Source organism: Hymenobacter daeguensis, assembly GCF_054780555.1.
This window is the reverse complement of record NZ_BAAGWC010000008.1, coordinates 79,839-103,849: the sequence shown is the minus strand read 5'-3', so window position 1 is coordinate 103,849 and position 24,011 is coordinate 79,839. Positions and strand designations below refer to the sequence as shown.

Here is a 24,011-nt window from a genome sequence, read left to right as displayed (position 1 = left end):
ATATGAAAGCAACTTACTTAGCGCTCTGCACCGCCCTCGGCTTGCTGGCTGCCTGCGGCAAGAAGGAAGAGGACAAGAAAAACGCCGCGCCACCGCCCACGCCCGTCACGCTGGTAGCCGCCCAAACCACCGATGCCGTTTATTACGACAGCTACCCGGCCACCGTGGTGGGCCTCAACATTGTGGAGCTGCGCTCGCAGGTGACGGGCTTCGTCACGGGCATCACCTTCAAGGAAGGCGACGTGGTGCCCAAGGGCAAAAAGCTCTACGAGATTGACCAGCGCCAGTACCAGGCCGCCTACCAGCAGGCCCTGGCCGGCCTGCGCAGCGCCCAGGCCAATGCCGAAAACGCCCGCGTGAACGCCAACCGCTACCGGCGCCTCAACGAGCAGGACGCCATTGCCAAGCAGGTGTTCGACAACGCCAACACGGCCCTGGCCACGGCCCAGGCGCAGGTGGCCGAGGCGCAGGCCGCCGTCAACATTGCCCGCACCAACCTGGGCTTTTCGGATATTACGGCCCCGTTTACCGGGCGCATCGGCATTTCGCAGGTGCGGCTGGGCTCGCAGGTGGCCGCGGGCACCACGCTGCTGAACACGATTTCGAGCGAAGACCCGATTGGGGTTGATTTGGTGGTGACGGCCACCGACATTGCCCGCTTCAACCAGCTGCAAAACGCCCGGCTCGGGGCCAACGACTCCACCATTCGTCTGCAGCTGCCGGACGGCAGCATCTACAAAGAGTACGGAAAAATCCGGACCATCGACCGGGGCGTGGACAACCAAACGGCCACCATCACGGTGCGGGTGGAGTTCAGAAACCCCCAGCGCCTGCTGAAAGACGGCATGAGCACCGTGGTGCAGGTGCTGAACACGCAGTCGGGCCAGCGCATTGTGGTGCCCTATAAAGGCATCATCGAGCAGATGGGCGAAAACTTCGTGTACGTGGCCACCGACAGCAGCACCGCCCAGCAGCGCAAGGTGAAGCTTGGCCCGCGCCTCAAAGACCAGATTGTGCTGCTCGACGGCGTGAAGCAAGGCGATAAAGTAGTGACCGAAGGCGTGCAGAAGCTGCGCGACGGGGCCAAGATTACCACGGAAGTGCCGAAGGCCGCGCCAGCGGCGGGCGCGCCCGGCAAATAAAAAAGAACGTCATGCAGAGCGCAGCGAAGCATCTCGCCTGCTGCTACTAAGCAATTACGATTGAGTTACCACCCCACGCGAGATGCTTCGCTGCGCTCTGCATGACCGCCAGAATAAGCTAGAGAAAATATGATTGCAGAAACCTTTATTCGCCGCCCCGTCACGGCCATCGTCAGCGCGCTGGTGATACTGCTGGTGGGCCTGTTGGCGATGATGAACCTGCCCATCGGGCAGTATCCCGAGATTACGCCGCCCACGGTATCGGTATCGGGCACCTACATCGGGGCCGATGCCCAGACCGTGGAGCAGACCGTGGCCACGCCCGTGGAGGTGCAGGTGAACGGCACGCCCGGCATGACCTACCTGCAGAGCAACAGCACCAGCAACGGCCAGCTGAGCATGACGGTGAACTTCGACGTGGGCACCGACATCAACATTGCCGCTCTCGACGTGCAGAACCGCGTGGGCATTGCCCTGCCCACCGTGCCGCAGGAAGTGCAGCGCCTGGGCCTCACGGTGCGCAAGCGCAACCCCAGCATTCTGATGCTGGTGGCGCTGTATGCGCCCAAAGGCACCCACAACGCCACCTTCCTCGACAACTACACCAACGTGTACATCAAGGACGCGCTGCTGCGCACCAAAGGCGTGGGCGACATCGTGACCCGCGCCGACGACTTCTCGATGCGCCTCTGGCTGAAGCCCGACAAGCTCTCGCAGCTGGGCGTGACGGCCGGCGATGTGTCGGCCGCCATTCAGGAGCAGAACGCGCAGATTGCGGCCGGCTCCATTGGCGCGCCGCCCCAGCAGATGGGCCAGACGTTTGAGTACATCGTGAACGTGCAGGGCCGCCTGAAATCGACCGAGGAGTTCGGCAACATCATCGTCAAAACCCGGCCCCAGGACGGCAGCATCGTGTACCTGAAAGACGTGGCCCGCATGGAGCTGGGCAAGTTCAACTACGCCAACAACTCCTTCGTGGACGGCAAGCGCGCCGCCTACCTGCTGGTGTACCAGGCCCCCGGCGCCAACGCCCTCGAAACCTACGAGAACGTGAACAAGACCATGGCGCAGCTCTCGAAGCAGTTCCCGGCCGACCTGACCTACGTGGTGCCGTTCGAGGCGGCCAGCGTGGTGCAGGTGTCCATCGAGGAAGTGGTGCACACGCTGGTAGAGGCCCTGGTGCTCGTGATTGTGGTGGTGTTTCTGTTTTTGCAAAGCTGGCGCTCCACGCTCATCCCTGTGCTGGCCATTCCGGTGTCCATCGTGGGCACGTTCATGTTCTTCATCCCGCTGCACTTCACCATCAACACGCTCACGCTGTTTGGTTTCGTGCTGGCCATCGGCATTGTGGTCGATGACGCCATTGTGGTGGTGGAAGCCGTGGAGCACAACATGAACGAGCGGGACATGAACCCGATCGATGCCACGCTGGAGGCCATGCGCGAGATTTCGGCCCCGGTTATCGCCATTGCCCTCATTCTGGCGGCGGTGTTTGTGCCGGTGGGCTTCATTCCGGGCATCACCGGGCGCCTGTACCAGCAGTTTGCCATCACCATCGCCATTTCGGTGCTGATTTCGGCCTTCGTGGCCCTGTCGCTCACGCCGGCCCTGTGCGTGCTGCTGCTGAAACCCACCAAGCGCGACGAGAATTCGAAGGGCCTCGACAAGTTCTTCTTCAAGTTCAACCAGTGGTTTGGCCGCGTAACGGACAAGTACACCAACGGCGTCGATTTCAGCATCAGGCACCGCTGGGGCACGCTCACCGTGCTGCTGGCCATTGTGGCGGGCACGTTCTTCCTGTTCCGGGCCAAGCCCAGCGGCTTCCTGCCCACCGAAGACGAAGGCCGGATTATCATCACCTTCAACCTGCCCGAGGGCACCTCCACGGCCCGTACCGTCGAGACGCTGCAAACCATGATGAAGGAGCTTTCGACGGTGAAAGGCATCAAGCACTACGCCGGCCTGGGCGGCCTGAATGCCGTGAACTTCTCCTCCAAATCGAGCAGCGGCACCATCTTCTGCCAGCTCGAGCCCTGGGAAGACCGCAAGGCCAAGGAGCTGCAGCTGCAAAGCCTGATTGCCAACATTCAGCAGCGCCTCAACCAGCAGAAGGAAGCCACCACGGTGGTGCTCTCGCCGCCGCCCATTCCGGGCCTCGGCAACACGGGCGGCTTCTCGTTTGTGTTTCAGGAGCGCGAAAACCAGGGCGACGTGAAGGTGTTCGACGCCAACCTGCAAGCTTTCCTGGGCGCCATCCGGAAGCGGCCCGAAATTGCCTCGGCCTTCTCGTTCTTCACGGCCAACACGCCGGGCTACCAGCTCGACATCGACCGCGAGAAGGCCAAGAAGCTGGGCGTGAGCATTGCCGACATCTCGACGGCGCTGCGCACCTACCTGGGCTCGGCCTACATCAACGACTTCACGCTCTACGGCCGCAACTTCCGGGTGCTGGCCCAGGCCGACAGCAGCTACCGCACCGACATTGCCAACGTGGGCCAGTACTACGTGCGCAACGCCAGCGGCACCATGGTGCCCCTGAGCGCCGTGACCAGCTACCGGCGCACCGAAAGCGCCCCGCTCATCTCGCACTACAACCTGTTCCGCTCGGCCGAAATCAACGGGCAGCCAGCCCCCGGCTACTCGTCGGGCGATGCCATCAAGGCCCTGCAGGAAGAGGCGACCAAGTCGCTGCCCCAGGGCTATGGCTACGAATTCTCGGCCCTGAGCCGCGAAGAATTGCTGGCCGCCGGCCAGACGGTGTACATCTTCGGCCTGTCCATTCTGTTCGTGTTCCTGTTTCTGGCCGCGCTCTACGAAAGCTGGTCGGTGCCGTTCTCGGTGCTGCTGGCGGTGCCGGTGGGCATTTTCGGGGCCATTCTGGCGCTGTTTTTCCTGCCCAAGCTCACCAACAACGTGTACGCCCAAATCGGGATGATTACGCTGATTGGGCTTTCGGCCAAAAACGCCATTCTGATTATCGAATTCGCCAAAGAGCGGGTCGATAAAGGCATGCCGCTGGTGAAAGCCACCCTGGAGGCCGTGCGCCTGCGCCTGCGCCCCATCATCATGACCTCGCTGGCCTTCTTGCTGGGCATTGCGCCGCTCACGCTGGCCAAAGGTGCCGGCGCCATCAGCCGCCAGACCCTGGGCTGGACGGTGCTCGGCGGAATGTTTGCTGCTACCTCGCTGGCCATTTTCATCGTGCCGGTGCTCTACGTCGTCATCACGCGCTTCGCCTACGGCAAGAAAAAGCTCGACGAGATGGAGAAAAACTACAAGCCCGATGAGGAGCACGGCGGCCACCACGCCGGGGAAAAAGGCCCCGCGCCGGAGCCCACGCCGGCCTAACCTGCCGCCCGCAAACGCACCGAAAATTGCTAAAAAAGCCCCTCTCCTTGCAGGGGCTTTTTTATTGCCCCGGCCGTTAGTAGCTTGGCTTAGTATTATTGCAGCGTTTTATTTTAACAGCTTCCAGCAAATGGGTACTTGGGGAAACAGCAATTTCGACAACGACATGGCGGCCGACTACGCCGCTGACTTTCAGGAAAACCCCAGCGAAACCACGCTGCTCGAAACCCTGAAAGCCGTGGCCGAAGAGGGCTACCCCGAGGCCGACGAAGCCAGCGAAGCCCTGGCCGCCGCCGAAATCATTGCCGCCGCCCTGGGCAAGGCCGTGCGCGGCTTCCCCGAAGACCTGCTGCTCAGCGCCCAGAACCTGCACCTCACCAGTCCGGAAACGGCCCAGCGGCTGGCCCGGCGGGCTATTAAAGCCATTATCAAAAAGTCGGAATTACAGGAAATAAAGGAAGAAGCCGGCGAATACGCCGACTGGGCGGCCGTGCAGGAAGGCCTGCTCGACCGCCTGGCCTGAAACCTGAAGCGCCGAAACGGGTTGCTAGGAAGTAGAACGGCAGTGGGCAGCTACTTAACAACCTGGACCGATGGGATTACTTGTGCTCGTTCGCCACGGCGAATCGACGGCTAACCTTGCGAACATATTTACCGGCTGGCTCGACGTGGCCCTGAGCCCCAGGGGCGACGAGGAGGCCCGGGTGGTGGCCGAGAAGCTGCGCGGCTACCACTTCGACGTGGCCTACAGCTCTACCCTCATCCGGGCCGAGCGTACGTTGGACATCATTGTGGCGCGGCCGGCCTGGGCCACTATTCCGGTGCACCACGTCGAGGCCCTGAAGGAGCGGATGTACGGCGACCTGCAAGGTTTGAACAAGGCTGAAATTGCCACCAAATACGGTCAGGAGCAGGTTGATATCTGGCGGCGCAGCTACGAGGTGGCTCCGCCCGGCGGCGAAAGCCTGCAGCAAACCCAGGCCCGCGCCGTGAAATTCTACGAAGCCGAGATTGTGCCCCAGCTGCGGGCCGGCAAGAACGTGCTCCTCGTGTCGCACGGCAACACGCTGCGCGGGCTGCGCATGTACCTGGAGCACCTCACGCCCGAGCAGGTGATGGCGCTGGAAATTGTGACCGGCGGCGTGCACGTTTACAAGTTCGATGAACAGATGAACATGGTGGAGTCGCAGAACCTGTAGCGCGGGCTTTCAGTCTGGGCACGGAGAAGCCGCGCACTGAAAGGCCGGGCTACTGCGCAACGCGGCGGCGCCGAACGGAGTAAGCGGGATAGTTCTTTTCTCCCACTGGCGCAAGCCGAAGCAAGCGCTGCATTCCACTTCATGGGTCCTCAATTCCTCTTCGCCACCGGCATCGAAAACAGCAACCCCACCATCCAGAACGGCCGGCATCGGGTGGATGAGATGGAAAAATGCGGCCACTACAAGCATTGGCAGCGCGATTTTGAGCTGGTGCAGGAGCTGGGCATCTGCTTTCTGCGCTACGGGCCGCCCATTCACACCACCTGGCTGGGGCCGGGCAGGTACGACTGGAGCTTTGCCGACGTGACGTTTCAGGACCTGCTGCGGCGCAACATTGCCCCCATCGTGGACCTGTGCCACTTCGGCGTGCCTGACTGGCTGGGCAACTTCCAGAACCCCGATTTTCCGGCGCTGTTCGGGCAGTATGCGCGGGCGTTTGCGCAGCGGTTTCCGTGGGTGCAGCTCTACACGCCGGTGAACGAGATGTACATCTGCGCGCAGTTTTCGGCCCGCTACGGCTGGTGGAACGAGCAGCTGAGCGGCGACCGGCCGTTTGTGAACGCGCTCAAATACATTGTGAAAGCCAACGTGCTGGCCATGCAGGCCATTCTGGAAATCCGGCCCGATGCCATTTTCATCCAGAGCGAGTCGTCGGAATATTTCCATGCCGAAAACCCGGCCGCCATCAAGCCCGCCGAGATTATGAACGCCGAGCGGTTTCTGTCGTTGGACCTGAACTACGGCCGCCGCGTGGACTCGGAGATGTATGAGTTTCTGCTCGACAACGGCATGACCCGCGAGGAATACCACTTCTTCCAGGGCAACAGCCTCAAGCACCACTGTGTGATGGGCAACGACTACTACCGCACCAACGAGCACCGCGTGCGGGCCGACGGCAGCACTTCTGCCTCGGGCGAAGTATTTGGCTACCACGTCATCACCAGCCAGTACCACGACCGCTACCGCCTGCCCGTGATGCACACCGAAACCAACCTCTGGCAGGGCCCCAACGGCGACGAAGCCGTGAACTGGCTCTGGAAAGAGTGGGCCAACGTGCTGCGCGTGCGCAACGACGGCGTGCCCATGATTGGCTTCACCTGGTACTCCCTCACCGACCAGGTGGACTGGGACACCGCCCTGCGCGAGCCCAACGGCAACGTGAATCCGCTGGGGCTCTATGATTTGGACCGCAACATTCGCCCCGTGGGCGCGGCCTACAAGCAGCTCATCACCGACTGGAACCAGGTGCTGCCCGCCCAAAGCGCCTGCCTGCAAGTGCCCATCGTGATGCCGCAGGAAAACAACAGCGACTGGGCCAAAGAGCACAAGGCCGACGTGAAAGCCGCCACCGCCGATAAATCGACCGAGCCGGCCAACGCTGCCCCGCAATCCTGATGCACATCACCTGAACATCAGGCACTTACCGTCTTGCTGCGCTTGGCGTGCCTGCTCCGCTACTCCTTACCCCCACACTTCATGCAAGCTCGATTTCAAGATAAAGTAGTCCTCATCACCGGGGGTGCCAGCGGCATCGGGCTGGCCGCCGCCCGACGCTTTGCCTCCGAAGGGGCCCGCGTGGTGCTTGCCGACTACAACCAGGCCAACCTCGACACGGCCACGCCCGACGTGAAAGCCGCCGGCGCGCCCGACGTGCTGGCCAGCCTTTGCAATGTATCCGACGAAAAGCAGGTAGAAGCCACCGTGGCCGCCACTTTGCAGCAGTTCGGCCGGCTCGACGTGGTGGTGAACAATGCCGGCCTCATGCAGTTCAAACCCCTGGAGGAGCTGACCGGCGACGACTGGCTGCGCATCCTGAATGTGGACCTGCTGGGCGCGTTTTACTTCACCAAGCAGGCCTTTCTGCACATGAAGCCGGGCGGCGCCATCGTGAACGTGGCCAGCGTGCACGCCGTGGAAACCAGCCCGCTGGTGGCACCCTACGCGGCGGCGAAAGCCGCCATGCTGTCCCTCACCCGCTCGTCCTCCTTGGAAGGCAAGCCGAAAGGCATCCGCAGCAACGTCATCCTGCCCGGCGCGATTGACACGCCCATGCTTTGGGACAACCCCAACGTGAAATCCGGCGTCGAAGTCATCGATAAAAACGACGTGGGCAAGCCCGAAGACGTGGCCGCCATCATCGCCTACCTGGCTTCGGATGATGCCGCCTTCGTGCAGGGTGCCGAAGTGCGCGTGGACGGCGGCCGGCTCGACCGGCTGTAGGTCCGGCTGGTCGTTTCCGGTTGATGCGACCACCAGAAAAGGCCCGTCAATAGCAAGTTGACGGGCCTTTTCTGGTGGTTATGCAGAGACCAGCTCGGCATAACGACCTGTTATTCGGCACGATGGGCTATTGCTTGCGACTTTTTTTGGGAGCGGCCATGGTACTGGCCGTGGCCGTGGACACGAGCTGGCCGTTGCGCACCACCACTTTGCCGTCTATTTCCACCGTGGCGTTGGCAATGGGGAAGCTGTAGCCGCCCGGTGCGCTGGTTTGCCCGCCATACAGGGCATTGGTGCCGGTGCCAATGTACACCGTGCCGGCGGCCGTGGTCGGGTAAAAGGCTTTTGCTTCGTCCGGCTTCATCACCGGGTTCAGCCCAATGGAAAAGCGGCCCACCTGCAGCGCCGAAGCGCCGTAAGCCGACATTTGCTTCTGAAAGGAATCGGCCCCCACGTCGGCGCGCACGTTTTCAAGCTGGCCGTTTTTCAGGTCGGCTTTGAAGCCTTTCAGGGGCTGGCCGTCGGCAATGGCATCGTTGGCGACGGCCAGCCGGCCCGTGGCCGACGTTTCCAGGCAGGTGCCGTAGAGCAGGCCGCCGGGCAGGCGCGCCGTGCGGTTGTAAATGAGCTTCTCCTGCTGGTCGGCGGCCGATACCACGCCGTCATCGGCGAAAACGGGCCGGCCGGCCAGGTCCACGGTGAGGTCGGTGCCGGCCGGCGAGGTGATGTGCATTTTCTTGCCCGTGGCAAGCAGCTGCTTCAGCTGCCCGGCCTGCACGGCAATGGCTGAATAGTCGGCCCCGATGCCGCCCCACATCATTTTCTCATACGCCGGGTAGTCGAGCTGCTGCGCCGCCGCGTAGCTTTTGCTGGGGTAGCTCACAAACACGCCCCGCAGCTTGCTGGCATCCAGCTTCTGATTTATGCCGGAAGCAGCCGCTACCTGGCCAAATCTGGTGCGGCGGGCCGGGCTCACATCGGCCACCACCGCGCGGCCGTCTTCCACGCCGGGCAGGGTGATGAGCACATCGGCCAGCAACAGCATGTCGTTGGCCTTGCTGGCCTGAATGGCGGCTTCGGGTGTTTCGGCATTGATGGTGTGCACCACTTTATCGGTGGTGAGCCACATGGTGGGCTGCCCGCCGGCGCGGGCTACTTCCACGGCCACGGCTTCCATGAGCGGCAGGGTGTGCTGGCCGCCGGTAATCACGACGGCGTCGCCGGACTTCACGCCGGCGGAGGTATTCACAATCTGCCTGGCCATCTGCTCGTAGTTCTGGCCGAAGGCCGAACCCGTTGACAAAAGCAGGCCCCAGACGCAGGCCATTGGTATACGTTTTTTCAACATGACAACAGGGATTAAGTGGGTAAGAATGACCAGCGCTCCAACCGGCCTGAGTCTACCAGCTCCTCAGCCCCGCAACAGGCCCAGGCAGCTGATTATCAGTCTGGCCAGTGAAGGCGCTGTTTGATTGCCAATGTTACAACTAATTATATTAAGTATAGATTTTTTTGCATAAAATACAAAAAACAGGCGCTATTGCAGTGTTGTGGTTATCGCCGGAAATTCGGCATGAGCGTTGCAATAGGCCACTTTACCGGGTTATGTCGCCGGGCTTATTTTGCCATGAAAAATCGTATTCTGGTCGTTCTGCTCCTGCTGCTGGCGGGCTCCTTCAGCGCTTCGGCCCAAATCCGCCTGTCCGACCTCAAAAACATTCTCACCAGGCCCGCCGGCACCAGCGGCACGAGCAGCAAAGCAGGCGGCCTGAGCAGCAGCGAAGCCGCCAGCGGCCTCAGGGAAGCTTTGCTGCAAGGCATTGGCAAGGGTGCCGACCAGGCCTCGCAAACCGACGGCTTCTACCTCAACCGCCTCATCCGCATCCCCTTTCCGCCCGATGCCCAGCGCGTGGCCACCACGCTGCGCAGCGTCGGTCTGGGCAGCCAGGTCGACAAGTTTGAGTTGAGCCTGAACCGGGGCGCGGAGGATGCCGCCAAAAGCGCCAAGCCCATTTTCATCTCGGCCATCAAAAGCCTCACGTTTTCGGATGTCTGGAACATCCTGACGGGCCAGAAGGACGCCGCCACGCAGTTTCTGAAGCGCACCACCAGCAGCCAGCTCACCACGGCCTTCGCGCCCATCATGCAGCGCAGCCTCGACCAGGTGGGCGCCACGCGCTACTACACCCAGCTGGCTACCACTTACAACCAGCTGCCGCTGGTGCAAAAGGTGCAGCCCGACCTCAACCAGTATGCCACCGGCAAAGCCGTGGATGGCTTGTTCACCCTCATCGCGCAGGAGGAGGCCAACATCCGCGAGAACCCGGTGGCCCGCACCACCGAGCTGCTGCGCCGCGTGTTTGGCAGCCGCAGCTAATAAGGCCGGCATGACGGGCCTGCTACCTCTGAAACGACCCGAAATAGTGGCGTATGTTTGCGGCCCCCAAACCGCAACCATACGCCACTTTTTATGCCCGCTCTCCTCATCCGCAGCCTTGCCGAACTAGAACAACACGCCGGCCAGGAGCTGGGCACGTCGGACTTCCACACCATCACGCAGGAGCAAATCAACCAGTTTGCCGCCGCCACCCTCGATTTCCAGTGGATTCACACCGATGCCGAGCGGGCCGCTACCGAGTCGCCCTTCAAGGCCACCATTGCCCACGGCTACCTCACGGTGTCGCTCCTGCCCTACCTCTGGCAGCAAATTGTGACCATCGAGAACCTGAAAATGCAGGTGAACTACGAAATCGAGTCGCTCCGCTTCAACCAGGCCGTGACGGTGAACAGCGCCGTGCGCCTGCACGCCAAGCTGCTCTCCGTAGCCAATCTGCGCGGCATTGCCAAAACCCGCATCGAGGTGACGCTGGAGATTGAAGGCCAGAAAAAGCCGGCTTACTCGGGCGTGATTACGTTTTTATACCACTTCCAGGGTTAGAGAAAAACCGTCATGCCGAGCGCAGCCGAGGCATCTCGCGTGCCAGAGTAACTCAATCAATGAGTTTACTTCCTGCACGCGAGATGCCTCGGCTGCGCTCGGCATGACGGTTTTTTACTGCTCACATTTCCTCCGGCACCTCATCCCCAGCATAAACCGGCTCCATATCCTGCTCTTCCTCCTCGGTAAACAGCCGCGAGCGAATGAGAAAGCGCACGCCGAGCGGGATTTCCAACGAGAAGCTGGCGCCCCGGCCCTTCACCACGTCCACGGTGAGCTGGGTATGTTTCCAGTACTCGAACTGGCTGGCGCTTATGAAGAAGTCGCAGCCGTGGATGCGGCCCAGCCACACGTCGTTGCCGCCCACCCGAAACTCGCCCTTGGCGAAGCACATGGGCGAGGAGCCGTCGCAGCACCCGCCGCTCTGGTGAAACATGAGCGGGCCGTGCTCGTCGCGGAGCAGGTCGATGGTGGCTTCGGCGGCGGTGGTGACGAGGACGCGGGGTGTGGACATGGGTGGGACTGGTTGGGGATTACTGTTTTCGGCGAAATGTGTAGGTAATGCCCGTCCGGTCTTCACGCACCAGTACCTCTTTATCGGGTGCGATGGTGTTGGAGCCAGGGCGGCTCAGCCACTGATACGACAGTTGCCGGCTGGCATCCCAGTAATAGTGGCGGTTGCCAGCGCTGGCAATGCTTCTTTGCGCAGCATTCGGCATGCGGTCGGTTTTCGGCGGCTCATCAAACGGCGTAGCCTCGGGCAGCGCTGCAAATTTTTCCGTTTTCCAGTTCGGGTTTTTGGCGCCGGGAACTGGCAATAGTTGGGCATGAGCGGCAGTAGCACCGCCACACAACAAGAGGAGCACGAACAAACCTTTCATAGAACTAGCGTAATAGTTTCTCATCAAGACGCACAGCTTGAAAAAAGGATGCTTACTAGCCTAAAAAACAGAGCGTCATATCGAGCGAAGTCGAAGCATCTCGCGAACCATCACTAATCCGGGCGATTGGATTACTGCTGCACGCGAGATGCTTCGACTGCGCTCAGCATGACGTTCTTTCAACGTCAGCTAGCTGGTTCAACCCCTAGAAGAAGCCCAGCTTCTGCTGGCTATAGCTGATGAGCATGTTCTTGTTCTGGCGGTAGTGCGAGAGCATCATCTTGTGGTTTTCGCGGCCGAAACCGGAGGCTTTGTAGCCGCCGAAGGGCGCACCGGCGGGGTAGTCGTGGTAGCAGTTCACCCACACGCGGCCGGCTTCGATGGCGCGGGGCACTTCGTACAGCTCGTGGGCGTCGCGCGTCCACACGCCGGCGCCGAGGCCGTAGAGCGTATCGTTGGCAATTTCGATGGCTTCCTCCACGGTTTTGAAGGTTGTCACGGACACCACCGGGCCGAAGATTTCCTCCTGGAAAATCCGCATCTTGTTGTGGCCCCGGAACATGGTGGGCTGAATGTAGTAGCCCTCGGCCAGCGCGCCGTCGGCCTGCGAGTAAGCGTCGCCCCCCACCAGTACCTCGGCCCCTTCGGCCTTGCCGATTTCGAGGTAGCTCAGGATTTTCTCGAACTGGTCGTTCGAGGCCTGGGCGCCCATCATCGTGTTCATATCGAGCGGGTTGCCGAGTTTAATGGCTTTCACGCGCTCGATGACGCGGGCAATGAAGTCGTCGTAAATGTCTTCGTGCACGAGCATGCGCGAGGGGCAGGTGCAGATTTCGCCCTGGTTGAGGGCAAACATCACGGCGCCTTCGATGGCTTTGTCGAGGAAGTCATCGTCGGCATCCATCACGCTCTTGAAGAAGATGTTGGGCGACTTGCCGCCCAGCTCCATCGTCACGGGAATGAGGTTTTCGGCGGCGTACTGCATGATGAGGCGGCCGGTGGTCGTTTCGCCCGTGAACGAAGCCTTCTGGATGCGCGGCGACGAGGCCAGCGGCTTACCGGCTTCCAGCCCGAAGCCGTTCACCACATTTATCACACCGGCGGGCACCAGGTCCTGAATCAGCTCCATGAGCACCATGATGCTGGCGGGGGTTTGCTCGGCGGGCTTCATCACCACGGTGCAGCCGGCCGCAATGGCCGGGGCCAGCTTCCAGGTGGCCATCAGCAGCGGGAAATTCCAGGGAATAATCTGGCCGATGACGCCCAGCGGCTCGTTGATGTTCATCGACACCGTGGTCGAGTTCAGCTCGGTCACGTTGCCTTCCTCGGCGCGAATCACGCTGGCGAAGTAGCGGAAGTGGTCGATGACCAGCGGCAGGTCGGCGTAAGTGGTTTCGCGGATGGCCTTGCCGTTCTCCACGCATTCCACGGCGGCGAGGTGGGCGAGGTTTTCCTCGATGCGGTTGGCAATTTTATTGAGGATGTTGCTGCGCTCGGTGGCCGAGGTTTTGCTCCAGGTTTTGAAGGCTTCGTGGGCGGCATCGAGGGCTAAGTCGATGTCTTCCCTGGTGCTGCGGGCTACTTTGGTGAATACTTTGCCGTCGATGGGCGACGGGTTGTCAAAGTACTGGCCCTTCACGGGCGCCACCCACTTGCCGCCGATGAAGTTGTCGTAATGGTTTTTGAACTGGGGGCGGGCCACCACGGTGGTGGTTTCTTCGAGGGTTTCAGCCATGGCTTTTTTGGATGGGAATTAGGTGAAATGGAAACGATGTAAAGGTCCCTTTCTCCCGGGCCGGCTGGTTGTGGTATTATCGCAAAGAGTGCGGAAATTGTCGCAACTTGCTACCCCATCCCCGTGTTGGGAGTGTGTGCTCCCTCACCAACCGCGTTTCACTCATGCCCACCCGCGTCCACCTGCCCGCCGCCGTTGCTCCGCTCGCCCTCGAACGCCTGCATTCTTTGGTTGAGAACCGGACCGTGTATAACCTGGAAGGCTTCGAGCTCAACGTGTTCGAAACGCACCGCGCCGCCCACCGCGTGCCCCTGCGCCTCGAAGGACTGGCCCTGACTACCATGCTGCGCGGCAAGAAAGTGATGCACCTGCCCGGCCGCGAAGCCTTCGACTACCTGCCCGGCGAGTCGGTGGTGGTGGACAAGGACGAGCTGATGGAAATCGACTTCCCCGATGCCTGCCTGTGCCAGCCCACCCAGTGCCTGGCCGTGGCCATCGCGCCCGACACCATCCGCCACACCGTGGATTTGCTGAACGAGCGCTACCCCAAAGCCGAACCCCACCAGCCCTGGGCCATCGAAGGCCCCGAGTACGCCCACCTCACCAACACGCCCGAGCTGACCGATACGCTGGGCCGCCTGGTGGCCGTGTCGCGCGCTTCGGATATCAATAAGGACGTGCTGGCCGGCTTCACGCTGCAGGAACTGCTGGTGCGCCTGATGCAGACGCAGGCCCGCCAGCTCATTTTTCACGATTATGCCCGGCACCTCACCACGCACCGCTTTGCCGCCGTGGTGGGCTACATCAAGGACCACCTTTCCGAGAATCTCACCATCGATAAGCTCAGCGCGCTGGCCTGCATGAGCAAGGCCACGTTCTTCCGCGTGTTCAAGCGCGAGTTCGGCCTCACGCCGGTGGAGTTTATCATCCGCGAGCGGCTGGCTGAGGCCAAGCGCCTGCTGCGCCACCCGCTGGCCAGCGTGGCGGAGGTGTGCCTACGGGCGGGGTTTAATAACCTGTCGTACTTCCAGGCGCTGTTTAAGAAGTACGAGGGCATGACGCCGGGGGCGTACAAGAAAGATGTAGCGCGGACTTTGTAGTCCGCGTTCCGGTGTCATCCACCAATCGTTGTAACAGCGTAGGGACGCGGACTACAAAGTCCGCGCTACAGTTAAAACACCACGCTATACGGGGCATCGGCCAGGCCGCGCAGGTCCTCGTGCAGGTCCACGCCCAGGATTTCGTGCACGTTGGCGCGGATGCGGTTGGAAATCTGGGTGAGGGGCAGGTCGTTGCTGTCTTTGCCGAAAGGGTCTTCGATTTCGTCGCCAATCATCTCCACGCCCAGCAGCGCGTAGGCCCCGAACATGGTGATGGGCACGGTGAGCCACTCGTAAGAGTCGAGCAGGTTGAAGGGCATGATGAGGATGAACACCGAGATGAAACCCTTGATGAAATAGCTGTAGGAGAAGGGAATGGGCGTGGCTTTGATGCGCTCGCAGGCGCCGGCCACGTCGAGCAGCGCTTCGTGGTGGCGCTGCAGGGTGAGCAGGTGCGTGGGCAGAATCCGCTCCTCGCGCAGCAGCGCTTCGTAGAATTGCTGAAGCAGCGCGGCCAGGCGCGAAGGGACGTGCCGAACGGTTTGCAGGTGCTCGATGAAGCCAGGCTCGACGGCTTCCAGCTTTTCGAAGCGGACGCCGCTGCGCAGGTGGCCATCCAGCGCAATGGGGAAGTTGGAAAGCAGGCGGGCGAGGTAGGCGCGGGTGGCGTAGTCGTCGGCGGGCAGGCGGGCGTGGAGCAGCACGGCCAGGTTGCGGCAGTTGTTCACGAGCTGGCCCCAGAGGCGGCGGCCTTCGTAAAACCGGTCGTAGGCGGTGTTGGTGCGGAAGGCCAGCAGCAGGCTGAGCAGAATGCCCAGAAAGGAGAAAAACTCCTTGTCCACGGCCACATTGATGGTATCGAACCGGATGACCAAGGCCGTGACCACGGCGGCGTAGAGCCCCACCCACAGCACCCGTTTCAGCAGCAGGCGGATAACGCCGGAGGCGCGCAGGTGGCGCAGGGCCTCCCACCAGTCGGTCGATTTATAGACAATCATGCGGAGCAGGCGGCCGTCGGTTAGGGACGGGCCGGGCGAAATTACGCTCATCCTCGCAGCACAGGCTTCCGCTTGCGTAGCGTCCGATGCTTCAGCGGTGTGCTGCGAGGGGCTAATGCATGTTGCGCTTCTCGATGGCTTTGTTGAACGCCTCCACAAACGCCTCCCCTATCGGAATCACGTCCGCGCCCATGTAGATGCGGTTTTTGCGGATGGAATCGATGTGGGCCAGCGCCACGATGTAGGACCGGTGCACGCGCACAAAATCGGTGGCGGGCAGGCGCTCCTCGAAGGCTTTGAGGGAGTTGAGCGTGAGCAGCGGGCGCGGGGCGGCGGCGAAGATTTTCACGTAATCCTTCAGGCCTTCGAGGTAGCGGATTTCGCGCAGGCTCACGCGCTGGGAGTGGTAGTCGGCCTTCACAAAAATGTAGTCTTCGGGCGGGGCGGGTGCGGCGGCCGCAGCCGCTTCGGGGCGGGTGGCGAGGCGGTCCTGGGCGCGCTGCACGGCCTGCACAAAGCGGTCGAAGGCAATGGGCTTCAGCAGGTAGTCGAGCGCATTGAGGGCAAAGCTTTCCACGGCAAACGACTCGTAGGCCGTGGTGAAGACGACCAGGGCCTCGGGCCGCAGGCTGCGCACAAACTCCACGCCGGTGAGGTCGGGCATCTGGATGTCGAGGAAAATGACATCGACCGGCTCGCGGCGCAGCACTTCGTGCGCCTCCAGGGCGCTGCGGCAGGTGCCCACCAGCACCAGGCCGGGCACCCGCGCCACGAAGCTGGCCAGCAGCCGCAGGGCCAGCGGCTCGTCGTCAACTAACAGGCAGCGGAGCATGGTCGAAGGTGAGGGTGAGGGTGGCGGTGAAGTCGGTTTCGGTGCGGGCCAGGCCCAGGGTGTGGCGGCCGGGGTAGAGCAGCCGGAGGCGCTGCCGCACGTTCTGGAGGCCCACGCCGCCCACGGGCGTGGCGCCGGCGGGCGCGGCCGGCGCGGCAGCAAATACGCGGTTGCGCACGGTGAACGTCAGGCCGTCGTCGTCCACGCGCAGGTGCAGGCCGATGGCCGACGGGTGCTGGAAGCTGATGCCGTGCTTGAAGGCATTCTCCACGAAGGGAATAAGCAGCATGGGCTCGATGAGGTGGCCGTGCGGGTCGCCTTCGATGGTGAAGCGGATGGGCACCTGGTCGGCATCGAGGCGCAGGCGCTGCAGGTCGGTGTAGGTGCGCAGGTGCTCGATTTCGTGGGTGAGCGGCACGCGGGGCGCGTGGGCTTCGTAGAGCATGTAGCGCATCAGGTGCGAGAGCTTGAGGATGGCGGCGGGCGCGTCGTCGCTCTTGAGCTCGGCCAGGGAATAGACGTTGTTGAGGGTGTTGAACAGAAAATGCGGGTTCACCTGCGACTTGAGGAAGGCCAGCTCGGCGGCCAGCTGGTCGCTGTGCAGCTGCTTGCGCACTTCCTCGCTCTGCAGCCACTCGCCGGTGATGCGCAGGGCGCTGCTCACTATCCACGTGAGGGCCAGGGCCACAAACACCATCTGGAGCGGGTGGTAGGCCGCCAGCCGGGCCGGGTGCTCCGGCTTGGTAATGACCCCGAAGTGCCGCAAAATCATCGGCATGGCAAACCCTACCCCAATGAACACCACCAACGCGAAGTAGCCCGCAAAGCGCCGCCGCGCCAGCAGCCGCGGTATCAGCACCCAGTAGTTGAGGTAGAAAAACCCCGCCAGCAGGCCCAGCGGAAACAAAATACGCAGCACCCGCCAGCTAAACTTCACCTCCACCCCCAGCCCCAGCTGCACAAACCCAACCACCAGCACTGCCAGCGCCAGCCACACGGCCACGTGAATGAGCACGCGCAACACCCGGGGCTGAAAGACGGTGAGTATCATGGGTGATTGGAAGGGATGAAGTGAACGGTCATGCTGCGCGCCGCCGAAACCGCTCTACCGCGTAAGTAATCGATGGGCAACAAAGCGGTAGAGATGCTTCGGCGGCGCTCAGCATGACCGTTCCTTTTTGCTTTTACGCCCCAACCGCCCAGCCACTACAGCGCCGGGACAATGATGCTGCGCTGCCGCCGCGTGTGGGCGCTGAAGTACCCCAGCACGCCGCCGCTGAAATTCGATTTCGGGTTGGCGGGTGAGGCGGTGGCCATGCCGCCGCCCTGCAGGGTCAGGTTGAGGGTGCGGAAATATTCGTAGGTATCGGCGTCCACGTTCTGCATTTCCACGCGCAGGCTGTCGCCGGTGGCCAGCTTGTCGGCATCGTCGGAGCTGCCGCCGCCGCCGCCGCCCGCGCCCAGGCCCCGGTTGTTGGGCTTGCCGTCGGTGAATTCATCGTTTTGCAGGAAGAGGGCCTTGTTCAGGCGGCCGTTGCGGTATTGCCGGAACACGTAGTAGTTGCGCACGCCGGCCGGGTCCAGGAATTCGGGCAGCGCCTGAATGCTGGTGCCAATGGGTGCTTTCTGGGCGCGCAGGCCGGCGAAGGGCACGGCCGTCGGCATGGCGGACGTGGCCACGTAGGCCTGGCCTTCCACCTCCACGCGCAGGGTGTAGCGGCGGCCGGTCTGGCCCCGCACGGTGCGGCCCTGGTACTGGCCGGGCGTGCTGGTTTCGACCAGGGTTTCGAGGCCGCCCGCGTCGTCGCTCAGCGTGACCACGGCCCCGCTCACGGCCGGGAAGGTGTTGGTCTGGGTGTAGCTCACGCTCCGCGAAATCAGCACGGTGCAGGGGTGGCCGTCGTCGGCCAGGTTGCCTTCAATGGCCAGCTGCGGGGCGGTTTCCTTGAGGTCGAGGGTGATGACCTTCTGGCAGGACGTGGCCAGGAGCAGCAGGGCGGCGAAGGCGAGAAAATGGGCAGGCTTCATGGAGAAAATCAGAACGTCATGCTGAGCTTGCCGAAGCATCTCTACCACGAGAGTAAAATCAGTCGATTGAATTAGTGGCGCGGTAGCGATGCTTCGGCAAGCTCAGCATGACGTTCCGCAGGTATTGAATCGGTCTTAAAACTCAAAGTTGTACGTGGCCGACGGCACCATCTTAAACAGGGCCGTTTGCAGGGCCTGGGTGCGGCTGGGGTCGTCGGGCACGGTTTCGAAGGTGATGCTGTAGGGGTTTTCGCGGCCCAGCACGTTGTAGATGGAGAAATTCCAGCTGTGGTGGAAGCGCTTGCCTTCCTGGCGGGGCTTCTCGAAGGTGGCCCCCACGTCGAGGCGGCGGTAGCCGGGCAGGCGGTCGGCGTTGCGCGGGCCGTAGAGGCTCACGGCCTGGCCGGCCACGTAGTATTTGCCCACGGGGTAGGTCACGGCGTTGCCGGTGCTGGCCACGAAGGTGCCCGAGAAGCTCCATTTCGGGCTGAAGTCGTACACGGCCACCACCGACACGTCATGGGGCCGGTCCTGGCGGGCATTGAACCAGCTGCCGCGGTTGATTTCGGCAAACTGGCGCTCCGATTTGCTGAGCGTGTAGCCCACCCAGCCGGTGAGGCGGCCGGTTTCCTTTTTCAGCAGCAACTCCACCCCATACGCGCGGCCCTTGCCGTAGAGCAGCGTGCTTTCCACGTCCTGGTTGCCGCGCAGCTGGGTGCCGTCGCGGTAGTCCACCTGGTTTTGCAGCCACTTGTAGTACACCTCGGCCGAGAAGGAATAGTCCTGGTTTTTGCCCAGCTTGCGGAAGTAGCCGGCCGAAAGCTGGTCGGCCAGCTCGGGCTTCACGTTGAGCGTGGTGGGCACGTACAAATCGGTGGGCGACGACGAGGCCGAGTTGCTGAGCAGGTGCAGGTTCTGCACGTTGCGGGCGTAGCCGATTTTCAGGGCCGTATGGGCCGTGGCCTGGTAGCTGGCGGCAAAGCGCGGCTCCAGGTTGAAGTAGGTTTTGATGAACTCGCCCGCGCCGTAGTGCGTGGTGCTGACCACCGTGCCGGCGGTGTTGTAGGTGGAGTAGTCGCCGGCGCCCAGCAGGCTGAACTCGCTCAGGCGCAGGCCGGTGGTGAAGTCCAGCTTCTCGGTCAGGGCCCACTCGTGCGAGGCATAGGCCGCCGTTTCGAGCGAGTGGTTGGTTTTGTCGGCCGTGGCGTTCACGGCCGCATCGGCGGCGGCCGTCACGTGGCCCGGCGTGATGGTGTGGTAGATGCCCTGCACCCCGAAGCGCAGCGTTTGCGTCGCGCTGGGCGAATACTCGAAATCCTGCTTCAGGTTGAAGTCCATGATTTTGGAATCGATGCTGAAATCCAGGTCGTTGCTCTTGATTTTAATCTGGTAGCTGTACTTGCTGTAGATGAGCGAGGTGTTCGAAAACAGCTTGTCGGTGAACAGGTGGTTGAAGCGCAGCGTGGCCGTCTGGTTGCCGTAGTTGTTGCCGAAGCTCTGGATGCCCAGCACGTCGCGCCCCAGGTAGCCCGAGAAGTAGAGGCGGTTGCGGTCGTTGAGCGTGTAGTTGGCCTTGGCGTTGAAATCGTAGAAGTAGAGGCTGGCGCTCTTGGTGGTCGGGTTCGACGACAAGCCCAGGAAAACGTCGGCATACGTGCGCCGGCCCGTCACCAGAAACGAGCCCTTGTCCTTCACCAGCGGCCCTTCCAGGGCCAGGCGCGAGGCAATGAGCCCGATGCCGCCGCTGCCGTGCAGCTGCTGGTTGTTGCCGTCCTTCATCTTGATGTCGACCACCGACGAGAGCCGCCCGCCGTACTGCGCCGGCATGCCGCCCTTGAACACGGTCAGGTCCTTGATGGCGTCGGAGTTGAAGGTGGAAAAGAAGCCCAGCAGGTGCGAGGCGTTGTACACGGGCGCCTCGTCGAGCAGAATCAGGTTCTGGTCCACGTTGCCGCCGCGCACCGAAAAGCCGCTGCTGCCCTCCCCCGCCGTTTTGATGCCCGGCAGCAAGGTCAGGGTTTTGATGACGTCTTTCTCGCCAAACAGCACCGGCACCTTGGCAATCTGCTTCATGTCGAGCGTTTCGACGCCGGCCTGGGCCTTGCTGATGTTGGCCTGGCCGCTGCGGCCGGTCACCACCACCTCGTTCAGCTCCTGGCCGCCGGGGCTCAGCCGGAAGTCGAGCCGCTGGCTTTTCTCCAGCGTGACTTTGCGCGGCTGGGCCTTGTAGCCCACGAACGTGGCCTCCACCGTGTAGGTGCCGGCCGGCAGCGTGAGGGTGTAGAAGCCGTAGGCGTTGGCCGCCGTGCCGGTGCCCGGCAGCTCCACAATGCGGATGGACGCGCCGGTCAGGTCCTCGCCCGTGCCCGCGTCCTTGATGGTGCCGCTGATGGTGACGCGGCCCTGCGCCTGCACCAGCTGCGGGCCGGCGCTCAGCAGCAGCACCGCGCCGGCCCCAACGACCGGCCGCCGGAGCAGCTCACGAAACAATAGAACAACCGATGAGGACGGGGTACGCGCTGACTTCATGTCCCAAACTTACCGCCGCCCGTCAGCGCCGGGCCGTTTTATTCTACAACCGCCGATAAAAAATAGATGAATACGGAAGGCCGCAGCCCCGAAGAAAAGCTGTTTTCGGCCGCGTGGGCAGCCGCGTTACGTCAACATGAAATTTTCGCAACCGGCCGGTTTTTGCAGCCAGACAGCAGTGGCGCCGGCTGTTCCACGCAGGCTTGCGCGGGGTTTTCAACATTGCCGGGCACAACAGCCAGAACCTTTGGGCCAAAAAGTTGCGTACCGCCAAGCTGACTTCCAGCCATGCCTTCTTCCAACAACCAAGCCGCCCGGCTCGACCTGGCCCACGACCCCAAGCGCGGCAGCATCCGGGCACTGCGGGCGCTCAATTTCTTCGTGGCCGACGTGCAGAACGGCATGGGGCCCTACATGGCGCTGTTTCTGCAGGCCAGCGTGGGCTGGAACCCGGCCCAGATTGGCTCGGCGCTGGCGGCCGGCAACATTGCCCAGGTGCTGGCCCAGGCCCCGGCCGGGGCCCTCATCGACCGCCTCCGCCAGAAGCGCGCCCTGCTGCTGGGCGGCATCGCGCTGATAGCGCTGGCCGTGCTGGCCACGGCTTTTTTCACGCTGAAGCCCGTGGTGATGGGCGGCCAGGCACTGATTGGGGTGGCGGGGGCCGTGTTTCCGCCCTGCCTGGCGGCCATTGCGCTGGGGCTGGTGGGCCGCGCCCGGTTCGACCAGGCGCAGGGCACCAACCAGGCTTTCAACGCGGCGGGCAACATGTTTGCGGCGCTGGTGCTGGGCGCGGTGGGCTACTATTTCAACCTGCGCTGGATGTTCTACCTGGTGGGCGCGCTGTGCGTGGGGGCGGCGCTGTGCGTGGCCCGCATCAGGGCCGATGACATTGATTTCGACCTGGCCCGCGGGGCCGACCAGAACGAAGTGTGCGGCGATGACGCCCCCCACGAAAAGGCCCCGGCAGCGCCCGGTGGCAGCCTCTGGGACGCGCTGCGCGAGCTGCTCGCCTGCTTCCGCGACTTGCTGCGGCAGAAGCCGGTGGTGGTGTTTCTGGTGTCGGCCGTCATCTTTCACTTTGCCAACGCGGCCATGGTGCCCCTCGTGACGCAGCTGCTGGGGCGTGGCGTGGGCCCCCGGCAGGCCGTGCTGTACACGTCGGGCTACATGCTGGCCTCGCAGCTGGTGTTTCTGGTGGTGGCAGCCGCCAGCGGCCGGCTGGCCGGCAGGCTGGGGCGCAAGCCGCTGTTCCTGTTCGGGTTTGCGGCGCTTGCCCTGCGCGGGGTGCTCTACACACTCAGCCACCACCCGGCTGCGCTCATTGCCGTGCAGTGCATGGACGGGCTGGGCGCGGGCATCTTCGGGGTGGTGGGCGTGCTCATCATCGCCGACCTCACGCGGGGCACCGGGCGCTTCAATGCCGCGCAGGGCGCCATTGCCACGGCCCAGGGCATTGGCGCGTTTCTGAGCAATTCGGTGGCCGGCTTCCTGGCCAAAAGCCAGGGCGACAACTTCACTTTTCTCGTGCTGGCGGGCATTGCGGCGGCCGGCCTGGTGTTTTTCTGGGCCCTGATGCCCGAAACCCTCAAGCCGGCAGCGCAGGCCCCGGCGGGGCAGCTCGGGCAGAGCTAAAAACCGCGCGATTGACCGGAGCCAGACGCCTTTGCGCCGGCCGGCCCGCAACCATCGCCCGGCCGGCCGGTTGAGTAGCCTGATGCCATCGGGCCGGCAGGCTCCCTTCTTCATGTCTGATACTCCCCTTTCCGTTTCTGTCTCTTCCCCCCCGGCCCGCGCCGCCGCGCCGCGCATCGATGCCGCGCTGGTCTGGCTCATGGCCCTCACCTGCGGGCTGGTGGTGGCCAATATCTACTACAACCAGCCGCTGCTGGCCGCCATCGGCCGCACCTTTCACCTGAGCGACAGCAGCGCCAGCCTCGCGGCCACCGCCACCCAGATTGGCTACACCACGGGGATGCTGTTTGTGGTGCCGCTGGGCGATATGCTGGAGCGCAAGCGCCTGATGCTGCTCATGCTGCTGGGCGCGGCGGCCTGCCTGGCGCTGGCGGCCTTTGCGCCCAGCTTTGCGGTGCTGGCCGGGGCCAGCGTGCTCATTGGCATCTGCTCGGCGGTGCCGCAGCTGCTGCTGCCCATGGCCGCGCACCTCGCCCCGGAGACCGACCGGGGCCGCATCGTGGGCCGCATCATGAGCGGGCTGCTGATTGGGATTCTGGCCTCGCGCACCATCAGCGGCTACGTGGGGGCGCACCTGGGCTGGCGGGCCATGTTCGAAATCGCGGCCGGGCTGATGCTGGCCCTGCTGGCCCTGCTGGCCTGGCGCCTGCCGCAGGACCGGCCCAATTTCGCGGGCAGCTACGCAACGCTTATGAAATCCATCCTGACCCTGACGCGGGAGCAGCCGGCCCTGCGCCGCTCGGCCGTGGTGGGCGGGCTGCTGTTTGCCGCCTTCAGCGTGTTCTGGACCACGCTGGCGTTTTTTCTGGAAGGTCCCAGCTACGGCTACGGCTCCGATGTGGCCGGCTTTTTCGGGCTGATTGGGGCGGTGGGCGCGCTGGCCGCGCCGCTGGCCGGCAAGGCCGCCGACACGCGCGGGCCGGACTTTGCCATCGGCGTGGGCATTGGGCTGGCGCTGGCTTCCTACGCCGTGCTGGGCCTGACCGGCTACCACCTGGCCGGCCTGGTGCTGGGCGTGATTCTGCTGGATGTGGGCGTGCAGGCGGCGCACATCTCCAACCAGACCAAGATTTTCTCGCTGGTGCCCGAGGCCCGCAGCCGCCTCAACACCGTGTACATGACCGGCTATTTCACGGGCGGCTCCATCGGCTCGGTGGCCGGCGGGCTGGCCTGGACGCACGGTGGCTGGCCGGGCGTGTGCGTGCTGGGCGCGGCCTTCGCCGGCGGGGCGTGGCTGGTGAGCCGGTTCTACGGGCGCGGGTAGCCGGGCGGCTGCCCGGCTACCCGTTTTCATTCCGCTCGTCCTGCA

The 24,011-nt window shown here is 63.1% G+C and carries 20 protein-coding genes; 11 read left to right on the top strand and 9 right to left on the bottom strand.

Annotation, left to right across the window (positions count from 1 at the left end; all coding sequences use genetic code 11):
• Positions 1-2 precede the first annotated feature (2 nt).
• The 6 genes from ACYVHT_RS11265 (at position 3) to ACYVHT_RS11240 (ending at position 7,969) form a co-directional block, all read left to right on the top strand.
• Positions 3-1,142: an efflux RND transporter periplasmic adaptor subunit gene (locus ACYVHT_RS11265; RefSeq protein WP_460551321.1), complete on the top strand. Its 1,140-nt coding sequence runs from the start codon at positions 3-5 to the stop codon at positions 1,140-1,142.
• Between the two features lie 129 nt (positions 1,143-1,271).
• On the top strand, positions 1,272-4,490 hold the full coding sequence (locus ACYVHT_RS11260; protein ID WP_460551318.1) for an efflux RND transporter permease subunit: 3,219 nt from the start codon (positions 1,272-1,274) through the stop codon (positions 4,488-4,490).
• Positions 4,491-4,620: 130 nt separating this feature from the next.
• Positions 4,621-5,013: a DUF4259 domain-containing protein gene (locus tag ACYVHT_RS11255; protein ID WP_460551315.1), complete on the top strand. Its 393-nt coding sequence runs from the start codon at positions 4,621-4,623 to the stop codon at positions 5,011-5,013.
• Positions 5,014-5,083: 70 nt separating this feature from the next.
• The gene (locus ACYVHT_RS11250; protein ID WP_460551312.1) at positions 5,084-5,689 is read left to right on the top strand and encodes a 2,3-bisphosphoglycerate-dependent phosphoglycerate mutase; all 606 of its coding nucleotides are present in this window, start codon (positions 5,084-5,086) and stop codon (positions 5,687-5,689) included.
• A gap of 141 nt (positions 5,690-5,830) precedes the next feature.
• Positions 5,831-7,144: a glycoside hydrolase family 1 protein gene (locus tag ACYVHT_RS11245; protein ID WP_460551309.1), complete on the top strand. Its 1,314-nt coding sequence runs from the start codon at positions 5,831-5,833 to the stop codon at positions 7,142-7,144.
• Positions 7,145-7,225: 81 nt separating this feature from the next.
• On the top strand, positions 7,226-7,969 hold the full coding sequence (locus ACYVHT_RS11240) for an SDR family NAD(P)-dependent oxidoreductase (RefSeq protein WP_460551306.1): 744 nt from the start codon (positions 7,226-7,228) through the stop codon (positions 7,967-7,969).
• A gap of 127 nt (positions 7,970-8,096) precedes the next feature.
• On the opposite strand, the gene ACYVHT_RS11235 is transcribed toward ACYVHT_RS11240, so the two are convergent.
• Positions 8,097-9,317 (bottom strand): aminopeptidase, encoded by a 1,221-nt coding sequence (locus ACYVHT_RS11235; RefSeq protein ID WP_460551303.1) that lies wholly within the window; start codon positions 9,315-9,317, stop codon positions 8,097-8,099.
• Between the two features lie 279 nt (positions 9,318-9,596).
• Between ACYVHT_RS11235 and ACYVHT_RS11230 the strand changes: the two genes are divergently transcribed.
• Positions 9,597-10,346, top strand: coding sequence for a DUF4197 domain-containing protein (locus tag ACYVHT_RS11230; RefSeq protein WP_460551301.1), 750 nt, complete (start codon positions 9,597-9,599; stop codon positions 10,344-10,346).
• A gap of 93 nt (positions 10,347-10,439) precedes the next feature.
• The gene (locus tag ACYVHT_RS11225; protein ID WP_460551298.1) at positions 10,440-10,907 is read left to right on the top strand and encodes a MaoC family dehydratase; all 468 of its coding nucleotides are present in this window, start codon (positions 10,440-10,442) and stop codon (positions 10,905-10,907) included.
• A 121-nt stretch (positions 10,908-11,028) separates the two neighbouring features.
• On the opposite strand, the gene ACYVHT_RS11220 is transcribed toward ACYVHT_RS11225, so the two are convergent.
• From ACYVHT_RS11220 to ACYVHT_RS11210, 3 genes are all read right to left on the bottom strand, one after another.
• On the bottom strand, positions 11,029-11,421 hold the full coding sequence (locus ACYVHT_RS11220; protein ID WP_460551295.1) for a DUF779 domain-containing protein: 393 nt from the start codon (positions 11,419-11,421) through the stop codon (positions 11,029-11,031).
• A gap of 19 nt (positions 11,422-11,440) precedes the next feature.
• Positions 11,441-11,788, bottom strand: coding sequence for a hypothetical protein (locus ACYVHT_RS11215; protein WP_460551292.1), 348 nt, complete (start codon positions 11,786-11,788; stop codon positions 11,441-11,443).
• Between the two features lie 205 nt (positions 11,789-11,993).
• A complete protein-coding gene (locus ACYVHT_RS11210; protein WP_460551289.1) occupies positions 11,994-13,523 on the bottom strand; it encodes an aldehyde dehydrogenase family protein in 1,530 nt (509 codons plus the stop codon).
• A 164-nt stretch (positions 13,524-13,687) separates the two neighbouring features.
• Here ACYVHT_RS11210 and ACYVHT_RS11205 point away from each other — a divergent pair, with 164 nt between their 5' ends.
• Positions 13,688-14,623: a helix-turn-helix domain-containing protein gene (locus ACYVHT_RS11205; protein WP_460551286.1), complete on the top strand. Its 936-nt coding sequence runs from the start codon at positions 13,688-13,690 to the stop codon at positions 14,621-14,623.
• 71 nt (positions 14,624-14,694) lie between these two features.
• On the opposite strand, the gene ACYVHT_RS11200 is transcribed toward ACYVHT_RS11205, so the two are convergent.
• The 5 genes from ACYVHT_RS11200 to ACYVHT_RS11180 all read right to left on the bottom strand — a co-directional run bounded on the left by ACYVHT_RS11200 (position 14,695) and on the right by ACYVHT_RS11180 (position 20,971).
• On the bottom strand, positions 14,695-15,672 hold the full coding sequence (locus tag ACYVHT_RS11200) for a bestrophin family protein (RefSeq protein ID WP_460551283.1): 978 nt from the start codon (positions 15,670-15,672) through the stop codon (positions 14,695-14,697).
• Between the two features lie 61 nt (positions 15,673-15,733).
• Positions 15,734-16,453 (bottom strand): LytR/AlgR family response regulator transcription factor, encoded by a 720-nt coding sequence (locus ACYVHT_RS11195; protein WP_460551279.1) that lies wholly within the window; start codon positions 16,451-16,453, stop codon positions 15,734-15,736.
• Entirely contained in the window at positions 16,431-17,504 is a 1,074-nt protein-coding gene (locus tag ACYVHT_RS11190; RefSeq protein WP_460551276.1) for a sensor histidine kinase, read from the bottom strand. Before ACYVHT_RS11190 ends, ACYVHT_RS11195 begins: the two co-directional genes overlap by 23 nt.
• 155 nt (positions 17,505-17,659) lie before the next feature.
• A complete protein-coding gene (locus ACYVHT_RS11185; protein WP_460551273.1) occupies positions 17,660-18,481 on the bottom strand; it encodes a DUF4249 domain-containing protein in 822 nt (273 codons plus the stop codon).
• A gap of 135 nt (positions 18,482-18,616) precedes the next feature.
• A complete protein-coding gene (locus tag ACYVHT_RS11180; protein WP_460551270.1) occupies positions 18,617-20,971 on the bottom strand; it encodes a TonB-dependent receptor in 2,355 nt (784 codons plus the stop codon).
• A 327-nt stretch (positions 20,972-21,298) separates the two neighbouring features.
• On the opposite strand from ACYVHT_RS11180, the gene ACYVHT_RS11175 reads away from it, so the two are divergent.
• Positions 21,299-22,642, top strand: coding sequence for an MFS transporter (locus ACYVHT_RS11175; protein ID WP_460551267.1), 1,344 nt, complete (start codon positions 21,299-21,301; stop codon positions 22,640-22,642).
• Positions 22,643-22,754: 112 nt separating this feature from the next.
• Positions 22,755-23,966 (top strand): MFS transporter, encoded by a 1,212-nt coding sequence (locus ACYVHT_RS11170; RefSeq protein ID WP_460551264.1) that lies wholly within the window; start codon positions 22,755-22,757, stop codon positions 23,964-23,966.
• Positions 23,967-24,011 lie beyond the last annotated feature (45 nt).

Coding starts and splice junctions, on each gene's coding strand:
- ACYVHT_RS11265 (WP_460551321.1), top strand. CDS start 3: ATGAAAGCAACTTACTTAGCGCTCTGCACCGCCCTCGGCTTGCTGGCT.
- ACYVHT_RS11260 (WP_460551318.1), top strand. CDS start 1,272: ATGATTGCAGAAACCTTTATTCGCCGCCCCGTCACGGCCATCGTCAGC.
- ACYVHT_RS11255 (WP_460551315.1), top strand. CDS start 4,621: ATGGGTACTTGGGGAAACAGCAATTTCGACAACGACATGGCGGCCGAC.
- ACYVHT_RS11250 (WP_460551312.1), top strand. CDS start 5,084: ATGGGATTACTTGTGCTCGTTCGCCACGGCGAATCGACGGCTAACCTT.
- ACYVHT_RS11245 (WP_460551309.1), top strand. CDS start 5,831: ATGGGTCCTCAATTCCTCTTCGCCACCGGCATCGAAAACAGCAACCCC.
- ACYVHT_RS11240 (WP_460551306.1), top strand. CDS start 7,226: ATGCAAGCTCGATTTCAAGATAAAGTAGTCCTCATCACCGGGGGTGCC.
- ACYVHT_RS11235 (WP_460551303.1), bottom strand. CDS start 9,317: ATGTTGAAAAAACGTATACCAATGGCCTGCGTCTGGGGCCTGCTTTTG.
- ACYVHT_RS11230 (WP_460551301.1), top strand. CDS start 9,597: ATGAAAAATCGTATTCTGGTCGTTCTGCTCCTGCTGCTGGCGGGCTCC.
- ACYVHT_RS11225 (WP_460551298.1), top strand. CDS start 10,440: ATGCCCGCTCTCCTCATCCGCAGCCTTGCCGAACTAGAACAACACGCC.
- ACYVHT_RS11220 (WP_460551295.1), bottom strand. CDS start 11,421: ATGTCCACACCCCGCGTCCTCGTCACCACCGCCGCCGAAGCCACCATC.
- ACYVHT_RS11215 (WP_460551292.1), bottom strand. CDS start 11,788: ATGAAAGGTTTGTTCGTGCTCCTCTTGTTGTGTGGCGGTGCTACTGCC.
- ACYVHT_RS11210 (WP_460551289.1), bottom strand. CDS start 13,523: ATGGCTGAAACCCTCGAAGAAACCACCACCGTGGTGGCCCGCCCCCAG.
- ACYVHT_RS11205 (WP_460551286.1), top strand. CDS start 13,688: ATGCCCACCCGCGTCCACCTGCCCGCCGCCGTTGCTCCGCTCGCCCTC.
- ACYVHT_RS11200 (WP_460551283.1), bottom strand. CDS start 15,672: ATGAGCGTAATTTCGCCCGGCCCGTCCCTAACCGACGGCCGCCTGCTC.
- ACYVHT_RS11195 (WP_460551279.1), bottom strand. CDS start 16,453: ATGCTCCGCTGCCTGTTAGTTGACGACGAGCCGCTGGCCCTGCGGCTG.
- ACYVHT_RS11190 (WP_460551276.1), bottom strand. CDS start 17,504: ATGATACTCACCGTCTTTCAGCCCCGGGTGTTGCGCGTGCTCATTCAC.
- ACYVHT_RS11185 (WP_460551273.1), bottom strand. CDS start 18,481: ATGAAGCCTGCCCATTTTCTCGCCTTCGCCGCCCTGCTGCTCCTGGCC.
- ACYVHT_RS11175 (WP_460551267.1), top strand. CDS start 21,299: ATGCCTTCTTCCAACAACCAAGCCGCCCGGCTCGACCTGGCCCACGAC.
- ACYVHT_RS11170 (WP_460551264.1), top strand. CDS start 22,755: ATGTCTGATACTCCCCTTTCCGTTTCTGTCTCTTCCCCCCCGGCCCGC.